This window comes from Pseudoflavonifractor sp. MSJ-30, from assembly GCF_018918045.1.
Taxonomy (GTDB): domain Bacteria; phylum Bacillota; class Clostridia; order Oscillospirales; family Oscillospiraceae; genus Faecousia.
In genome coordinates this window covers 1-8,037 of record NZ_JAHLPU010000049.1, presented here as the reverse complement: position 1 = coordinate 8,037, position 8,037 = coordinate 1, and the positions used below count along the sequence as shown (strand labels likewise).

Sequence of the window (8,037 nt, the reverse complement as noted above, 5' to 3'; positions counted from 1 at the left end):
TAATTCTAGCGTTCTGTTCCGAAAGGCAGCGGGCGGCTGGTAGCCGCCCCTACAGGTTTTCTATTTTGCAACAGCCCCGTGTTTACCGCACGGATCGTGCGTATTCCGTGGGGGTGATGCCGAATTTCTCTTTGAACTGGCGGGAGAAATGGTGGACGGTGGAATACTGCAGCGCCGCGGCGATTTCGGTAAAGTTCAGGTTGTTTTCCCGGATCATCTGCTTGCTCTCCTGGAGCTTGATACGGCGGATGTATTCACCGGGGGAGATCTGCAGGTTTTTCTGGAACAGCACCGTCAGGTAGCTGGGGCTGACGTCCACCTGCTGGGCAATGAGCCGAACGGAGAGCTTTTCCCGGATGTGTGCGGAGATATACTGCTGGGCGTGGCGGATGATCTCGTTCTCGCTGTGGACGGTGTTGGTGCCCTGGAGCTTGGAGCCGGAGGGGGCCTGTACTTCCCGCAGCAGCACCAGAAGGAGCATGGTCAGCTGGGCCATGAGCATATCCGTGGAATAGGGATCCATCCGCTCCTGGGTGCGGAGCATCTGCTGTAAAAGGGTGACCGCCTCCTGGGGCACAGCCAGCTTCCGGCCGTACAGGCTGGAGAGGTCGCCGCCGTCCAGATCAAAGGAGATGGTCACGAACCGGGGAGCCACGCCGATGTCGGCATACTGCATATGCCACTGATTGGGGGCATAAATCATGGCATCCCCCTGGTGGAGCAGCCAGTCCTGGCCATCGGCCACGGAGTGCAGGCTGCCCTGATCCACATAGGTCAACTCCGGCATGGGGTGGGATTCGCCGGGGAACAGGAAGCCCTGTTCCTTCTCCTGATAAAAGAAAGTGTAGATGCCGGCTACCCGCAGCTGGCTGTCAATGCGGATGCTGCGGATGACATCGGTACCGACCTTCTCCGGCTGAACCTCCGTGGACAGAGTGACAGCCGCCTCGTTTTTGTATACGTTCAATGAGAAGAGCAGCCCTTCCCGCAGGGTGACGGATTTGTCCAGGTAGTAGTGCTGAAAATCCTGTCCATCCTTACTGACGGACAGCACGCACATATTTCCCGTGCAGCTCAACAGTGTGTCCGCCCTGGTGCGGAAGACGGAGGCTTCCGTCTGGGGAAGCTTGATCTGGACGGCATTCTTGGAAATCATTTGACTGGTCTGAGCCCGCTCCGGAAGAACGGTGCCAAATCCCTGAAAATTCACCTGATTCAAGTTCTGAATCACAGCGCGATGCTCCTTTCAACTTTGCGTAACGGCGCTGAGCGCCTGAGAAAATTCGGATAAATCAAAAGCGTTTTTGCGGAACGCCAGCGATAATATTATACAAGAGAGAAAAGAAAATGGCAAATGATTATTCACCAAATTTTACACCACTTTTTCGTAAAAAATACCCATGCCAAATTTTGAGCATGGGTATTGTATAGTTTGCTCAATCCGCCTCCGGGTCCTTTGGGACAATAGACGCGCCGTATTTTGCGAATACCGGTTCAGCGAAAACGGACCAGACCAGTGCCGTACAGGCGGGAGCCGCAAAGACCCAGATGAGATATCGCCTTGTGAATTCCACAATCACAACGGTGCAGGCAGCCATGGCTATAGAGCGGAGAAAATGGGCAATGAGGAATTTCAGGGCTGTCTTTGTCAGCGCGCCGAAGGAGAAGGTGAAGCGGGAAATGATGGCAGCGCCCCAGCAGGCGGAGGCAATGGGCAGCAGCATGCCGGCAAGATATACCCCCGCATAGACCGTGTAGCTGCTGTCTTCCCGGGTCATGTACAGCAGCATAGCCAGCAGGTAACCAAAGAAGCCGAGCACAACGCCCCAGAGCAGAGTAGAGAGGATGCCGCTTTTCCACTCCTTGCGGAAGGTGCTGAAAAAGCGCCGGTAGGGGTTCGGCTCCCGGTACCGGATCCCGCGGACCGCGGCATCATACAGGGCGGTAGTTGCGGGGAAAATCGTGATGATGGGCAGGCAGCACAGCAGCCAGCAAAGGCTCAGTCCCAGAACATCCGTAATGGTATTCAGCATGTTCCAAAGAGGGCCGTAGGGGCGAAAGATGGAGCGAGACATCAGATTTCCAGTACCTCCGTGATTTCCGTAGGACCTTCCAGCAACAGGGCGGTCACATGATCGGTGCCCTCTACGGTTACACGCAGTATGCCGCCGGGAACCCGGGCGGTGAGCTTTCCGTCAGGCAGAAGTCCCTTTTTCCAGAGAACACAGGCAGTGGAGCCGCAGCCGGTGCCGCAGGCCAGGGTAAAGTCTTCCACGCCCCGCTCGAAAGTCAGTACCTGAGCAGTACCGGCGCCGGTCAGACGGCAGTAGTTTACGTTGGCCCCTTTGGGGAAAGCCGGGTCGAAGCGCAGGGCGCGCATTTCCGCCCGCAGGGCATCCTTCCGGGTGAAGAGGTCGCCGCCCGTCCAGAGCCGGACGGCGTGGGGGACGCCGGGATTTCCAAGCTCCGCATAGGCAATGTCGCCCCTGCGGTTCAGGTCCAGAACAGAGGGCAGATTCAGGGCTACCCGATATTGATCATCGTCCACACGCCAGCCCTTTACGAGACCGGCAGTGGCTTCAAAGACCATGCTGTCCCCTGCAATGCCATGGTCATGGGCAAACCGGCAGATGCACCGGGCACCGTTGCCGCACATCTCGCCCAGAGAGCCGTCGGCGTTGTAAAAAATCATTTTGAAGTCGGCCTTGTCGGAGTTTCCAACGGCAATCAGACCATCGGCATGGCGCATGGCACACAGCTGCTTGGCCAGGGCAGAGAAATTCTCCTGCTCCCGGCCACGGGCATCCAGCACCATAAAGCTGTTGCCCGCGCCGTTCATATAGGTAACGTTCATTTCCGTGCCTCCGTCAGCAGTGCCTCCATATCGTAGAGTCCCGCGGGCTTGCCCAGCAGGAACCGGGCGGCCTCCATGGCTCCGTCGGCGAACATGGCCCGGTTGTGGGCCTCGTGGCGCAGAGTCAATGTCTGGTTGGGGGTGCAGACATGGATTTCGTGGACACCCACTACATTGCCCATGCGCAGGGAAGAAATGCCGATTTCGTCTCTGGTGCGTTTGCACTCCCCGGAGCGGCCGCAGTGCTCCACGGCGTTGGGCCGGACCTGCTTTATGGCACGGAAGAGCATATGAGCGGTGCCGCTGGGGGCATCGACTTTTCGATTATGATGGATTTCCAGAATCTCAATATCCGCCTCGGGGAAAGCGGCGGCAGCCTGGGCGGCCAGACGGCAGAGCACGGCAATGCCAAGGCTCATGTTGCCGCTGAAGAACACGGGAATCTTCTCGGCAGCGGCATAGATCAACTGCTTTTCCGCCTCTGTGTGGCCGGTGGTGCCGATGACCACGGCGCAGTTCTGCTCCAGAGCGTAGGCAATGACCTCCGGCGCGGCGCTGTGATGGGAAAAATCAATAATGATCTCAGGCTTTACATCGGGAAGCTCGGAAAAATGCCTGCAGGCCCCATTTTCACCGTCAATACTGACCTTGCCTACGGGCGGCTCTCCCAGAGCGGCGCAGAGGAGCTTGCCCATGGCGCCGTTGGCGCCGCAGATGACGGCTCTCATACGTTAACCCCCTGCTTCCGCATTTCAGCAAAAAGTTTTGCCCGGTTTTCCGGCTCCATGGGAGTCAGAGGCAGGCGGATATTCTCCTCCCCATAGCCCATGGCGCTGATGGCGGCCTTGGCGGGGATGGGATTCACCTCGCAGAAGAGGTCGTTGATCAGGGGGAGCAGCCGGCACTGCCAGTCGGCGGCCTCCTGTACCCGGCCGGCAAAGAAAGCGTCGGTCATGGCAACGGCCTGTTTGGGAACCACATTGCTCAGCACGCTGATGGTGCCCATGCCGCCCATGGCCAGCATGGGCACGGTGAGGCCGTCCTCGCCGGAATAGACGGTGATTTTATCACCGCAGCGGGCAAACAGCTCCACAACCTGGCTCATATTGCCGCTGGCTTCCTTAATGGCTGCAATATTGGGGTGCTCCGCCAGTTTTTCCACTGTGGCGGGCAGCAGGTTGCAGCCGGTGCGGGAGGGAACATTGTAGAGGATAATGGGCTTGTCCACCTTGTCCGCAATGGCGCTGAAGTGTGCAATCAGGCCGTTCTGGGTGGCCTTATTGTAGTAGGGAGTCACCACCAGCAGGGCGTCGGCTCCTGCCCGGGCGGCGCTGACGGAATAGTTGATGGCGTGCTGGGTGTTGTTGGTGCCGGTGCCCGCAATGACGGGCACCCGTCCGGCGACCCGGTCAATGGTGTAGGCGATCACCTTTTCCCGTTCATCGGGGGTCAGCGTGGCGCTTTCGCCGGTGGTGCCGACGGCAACCAGCGCGTTAATGCCGCTTGCCAGCTGGAAGTCGATGAAGCGACCCAGGGCATCGTAATCCACGCCCTCCGGGGTCATGGGGGTGACCATGGCAGTTGCCATGCCCTTGAAGATTGTTTTTTTCATAAGGATACTCCTTTCATTCCGCTCTGTCCGCATATCGAAACTTATGCGTTCATTGCCGTAATCTCACAAAAGTAATCGTACAGCGGGATCAGCTGTTCTATCATAGCGCGGGCCCGGTCGCCCAGGGCGGGGCCGAACATGGCTTCACCGACTTCTTCATTGCGGATGCAGCCGATGTCTGCTTTCCAGGCAAAATATGGGGCAAGCGCGGGATTTTCCGCGGGCTTGGGACGTTTGTAGACTTCCGCTGTGACGGGAATGCCGGTGGATAGCTCCGTTTGCCGGAGCAGATCCAGAAAGCGGTCCGGGTCGGCGGCAATCTTCTGCCGGTAGGCTTCCATGGTGACAGTCCTGGGATGCCAGAGGGAGAAGCCGTAGCTGACGCCCTCGGGGCGAATTTCGAAAAACAGGCAGGGATTTTCTGCCCACCAGTCTACATCCTGCCGGATACAGCACCAGAGGCTTTCCTTGTAGGGCAGAGGGTGGTGGAGCCGGGCGTCCCGATAGATTCGGGAGACCTTCAGGATGCTGCCGGGCTTTTCCAGAAATGGCTCAAAAAGCTGTTGACCCAGCGCCTTCATGGGCGTGTACAGTGTGTCTACATACTGCTTTTTGTGTTCCAGAAACCAGTCCCGGTTGTTGTTCATGCGAATGCCCCAGAGAAAATCGATGGTTTCCGGGGTGAAACCTTCAAACATAGTGCATTTCCTTCTTTTATCTTGCGTATTCCGGCGGATCGTTGATCCAGATGAGCTTGTTTTTCTTCTTTTCCGGGACTTCACGGTCCGGGATTTCCAGAGTATAGCGCTCGTAGGCGTTGATGATGGTGGTGTCGTTGTAGCTTTGGAGCCTGGGGATATTCTGTCCATAGGTCATATGTACATGGCCGTGGACATGATATCCGGGGCTGTACTTATCCAGAAAGGTTCGCAGGGATGGAAAGCCCCAGTGGGCCACGTCCTCGCTGTCGCCCAGACCTTCCGCCGGGGCATGGGTCACCAGAATGTCGACGCCCCCGGCTTTGCGGATGGGCCAGCGCATTTTGAGAATGCGGCCCCGCATCTGCCGGTCGGTGTATTGGAAGGAGCCCGGGTGATATTTTCGGCAGCCCCCCAGGCCCAGAATGCGCACGCCGTTGTACTCTACCACACGGCCGTCGATGCAGTCGCAGCCCTCCGGGGGATTGGACTCGTAGCGGGTATCGTGGTTTCCATGGACATAGAGCACAGGACACCGGGCCATGGTAACGAGAAAACTCAGATAGCTGGCCTTCAGATCTCCGCAGGAAATGATCAGCTGGTAATCCGCAAGCCGGCCGGGGATATAATAGTCCCAGAGAGCGGGGCACTCCTCATCGGAGACAAACAGGATTTTCATTGCCGTCAGCCCTCTTTCTTCTGAAAGCTGCCATCCTGATAGATACCCAGCTCTTTGACCATGGCCTGGGAAACGGGCAGGATCTCATCGGGATCCGGCAGACTTCCCAGTATATTGTCGCAGAGCCAGTCCATATGCAGAAGCTCGTCCGGGGTGAAAACTTTGGCGCCGTCATTTTTTACGGTACCATCCTGGGCCACGATCCGGCGGGCGAAGGGGTCTATGGTCCGGGTTGAAAGGCCGGTGCGCAGGTACTCTGCCAGCGCCCGCAGCCCCTCCGGAAGGTGATCCGAAAGGTTTACGGAAATCACGCCGCTGTCCATGCCCAGCCAGTAGTTCAGGGCGGTGCCATTGGCCTTTTCGCTTTTCCAGGTTCCGGAGAACATGCCGTTCAGCACATATTCATAAAACTTGCCCCAGACCCATACGGGAGAGCCAAGGGGGACCAATTCGCCATTGTCATCCATCAGGTAGGTGCCGTAGCTGCAGAAGTCCAGATACATTTTGTTCTGCCCCGGGGCGTCCCGATTGGAGATCACCCGAATGCCGTTGGCAAAGAAATCCGCCTGCGGATCCCCCTCTACGCAGGACCAGCGAAGCTCGATCCGCGCCCGGGGGTTTGTCAGCTGAGCGCCCAGAGCAAAGGCATTGATGTTGGCCAGCTGGCCGTAAATGGGGTAGGAGGCAATGTAGCCGATGCGATTGTTCTGGGCCAGAGCACCGGCAATGGCGCCGGTAATGAACTTCCCTTCATAGACCCTGCCGTAATAGGAGCGGACGCTGGAATAGGGCTGGTCTACAGAGCAGTTCAGGAACTGTACCTTGGGATATTCAATGGCGGCTTTCAAGGTGGCGGTCCGCAGCAGAGGCGCGGTGGTGAAGACAACCTGCGCGCCGTCGCTCACGGCCTGCTCCAGAAGCCGGGATGCCTCCTGGGGCGTGTCGGCATTGAAATAGCTGCGAATGGTCAGCTTATTGCCCAGCTTTTCCTCCAGATATTTCCTGCCTTGCTCGTGTCCAAGTACCCAGCCGCTGGTTGCGGGGGAGAGCTGGTGGACAAAGGCCACGTTCAGGTATACCGGCGTAGACAGCCGGGAGAGAATGCCGCTTTTCCCGGTCTCCGCGGTCGTCTGTACTTTGATGGAATCATGGCTGGCGGCGGAGAGCATGTCATAGCGCATGGCCGTCAGAGTCTTGCGGATTTCGGACACGGTAAAGCGTCCGAGATCTTTATAGGTGTACAGCTGGAGCCACAGGAGAAGCGCTTCCTCCGGAAGTACATCCTCCTTCAGAGGACCCATCTGAGAAAACGCATCTCGGAAATAAGAAAAATAGGCGTTAAAGGTTCGACGCTCATCTTCCGTCCAGGGCTCGCCGGGATGCTTGCCTACGGCGGAGAGGAGCTTTGCGTAGTCATTCGGCCGGCGGAACTGGACAGCGTACAGGCGGCTGGCCTTAAAGAAATCCAGAAATTCGTAGTATGCCTGGATTCGGGGTGTGCCATCCTGGGGCGGTACAATCCGGCGAACCACCGCCGGGATTCTGGGCGCGCCGAAATATCGCAGCACGGATACCCGCTTGTTGCCCTCCTGCACATAGAAGTTGCCGAGGTACTCAAAGCAGCTGATCGGTTCCCGAATGCCTACATCGCCCAGGTGGGCTACGCAGAGGTTTGCCCATTTGTTGGCAAACTCCGACTGAGGATCCAGCAGCGGCAGAAAGCTGGGGGAGAAGGCTACGATTCGTCCGGCGGACTTGGTGCCGATGATTCGCTCCGAGGGGATCTCCAGCACGCCCAGATCCTGGACCACGTCCGCATTGTTTTCCGGCAGCAGCTCGTCCAGCACGGCGGGACTGGTATCCCTGCCTCGTGCGGCCAGTTCCGTAACTTCCCGCTGCCCCTGTTTTAAAGCATGAGCATATTCGTCAAGCCCGACCTCGATCCCCATGGGCGTTGCCTCCTTATACTTTTATAACCATATCATACCCCATTTTTGTCAGAAAAGCAACTGGCGATTGAAGGCGGCTTCCCGTTTTTTAAAAGTTCCGGAAAAAATGCTTGACAATTTGCAATATATGCGGTATCATAAACAAGTTCCGACAAGAACTGAATATCTGGGGGAATTCCCGAGTGGCCAAAGGGGACAGACTGTAAATCTGCTGCTTATAGCTTCGGTGGTTCGAATCCACCTTC

The 8,037-nt window shown here is 57.5% G+C and carries 8 protein-coding genes; all 8 read right to left on the bottom strand.

Features of this window, described 5'->3' with window-relative positions; all coding sequences use genetic code 11:
* Positions 1-82 precede the first annotated feature (82 nt).
* The gene (locus KQI10_RS11955) at positions 83-1,231 is read right to left on the bottom strand and encodes a helix-turn-helix domain-containing protein (RefSeq protein ID WP_216566773.1); all 1,149 of its coding nucleotides are present in this window, start codon (positions 1,229-1,231) and stop codon (positions 83-85) included.
* A gap of 205 nt (positions 1,232-1,436) precedes the next feature.
* A complete protein-coding gene (locus KQI10_RS07400; RefSeq protein WP_216566772.1) occupies positions 1,437-2,075 on the bottom strand; it encodes a YesL family protein in 639 nt (212 codons plus the stop codon).
* A complete protein-coding gene (dapF, locus tag KQI10_RS07395; protein ID WP_216566771.1) occupies positions 2,075-2,854 on the bottom strand; it encodes a diaminopimelate epimerase in 780 nt (259 codons plus the stop codon). The genes KQI10_RS07400 and dapF overlap by 1 nt, the downstream gene beginning before the upstream one ends.
* Positions 2,851-3,582 (bottom strand): 4-hydroxy-tetrahydrodipicolinate reductase, encoded by a 732-nt coding sequence (gene dapB / locus KQI10_RS07390; protein WP_216566770.1) that lies wholly within the window; start codon positions 3,580-3,582, stop codon positions 2,851-2,853. Before dapB ends, dapF begins: the two co-directional genes overlap by 4 nt.
* Complete coding sequence (gene dapA / locus KQI10_RS07385) at positions 3,579-4,466, bottom strand: 4-hydroxy-tetrahydrodipicolinate synthase (RefSeq protein WP_216566769.1); 888 nt, start codon at positions 4,464-4,466, stop codon at positions 3,579-3,581. Before dapA ends, dapB begins: the two co-directional genes overlap by 4 nt.
* Before the next feature lie 41 nt (positions 4,467-4,507).
* The gene (locus KQI10_RS07380; protein WP_216566768.1) at positions 4,508-5,164 is read right to left on the bottom strand and encodes a DUF2461 domain-containing protein; all 657 of its coding nucleotides are present in this window, start codon (positions 5,162-5,164) and stop codon (positions 4,508-4,510) included.
* Between the two features lie 16 nt (positions 5,165-5,180).
* Complete coding sequence (locus KQI10_RS07375; protein ID WP_216566767.1) at positions 5,181-5,843, bottom strand: metallophosphoesterase; 663 nt, start codon at positions 5,841-5,843, stop codon at positions 5,181-5,183.
* A 5-nt stretch (positions 5,844-5,848) separates the two neighbouring features.
* Positions 5,849-7,792 (bottom strand): BMP family ABC transporter substrate-binding protein, encoded by a 1,944-nt coding sequence (locus KQI10_RS07370; protein ID WP_216566766.1) that lies wholly within the window; start codon positions 7,790-7,792, stop codon positions 5,849-5,851.
* Between the last annotated feature and the right edge of the window lie 245 nt (positions 7,793-8,037).

Coding starts and splice junctions, on each gene's coding strand:
- dapA (WP_216566769.1), bottom strand. CDS start 4,466: ATGAAAAAAACAATCTTCAAGGGCATGGCAACTGCCATGGTCACCCCC.
- dapF (WP_216566771.1), bottom strand. CDS start 2,854: ATGAACGTTACCTATATGAACGGCGCGGGCAACAGCTTTATGGTGCTG.
- KQI10_RS07375 (WP_216566767.1), bottom strand. CDS start 5,843: ATGAAAATCCTGTTTGTCTCCGATGAGGAGTGCCCCGCTCTCTGGGAC.
- KQI10_RS07370 (WP_216566766.1), bottom strand. CDS start 7,792: ATGGGGATCGAGGTCGGGCTTGACGAATATGCTCATGCTTTAAAACAG.
- dapB (WP_216566770.1), bottom strand. CDS start 3,582: ATGAGAGCCGTCATCTGCGGCGCCAACGGCGCCATGGGCAAGCTCCTC.
- KQI10_RS07380 (WP_216566768.1), bottom strand. CDS start 5,164: ATGTTTGAAGGTTTCACCCCGGAAACCATCGATTTTCTCTGGGGCATT.
- KQI10_RS07400 (WP_216566772.1), bottom strand. CDS start 2,075: ATGTCTCGCTCCATCTTTCGCCCCTACGGCCCTCTTTGGAACATGCTG.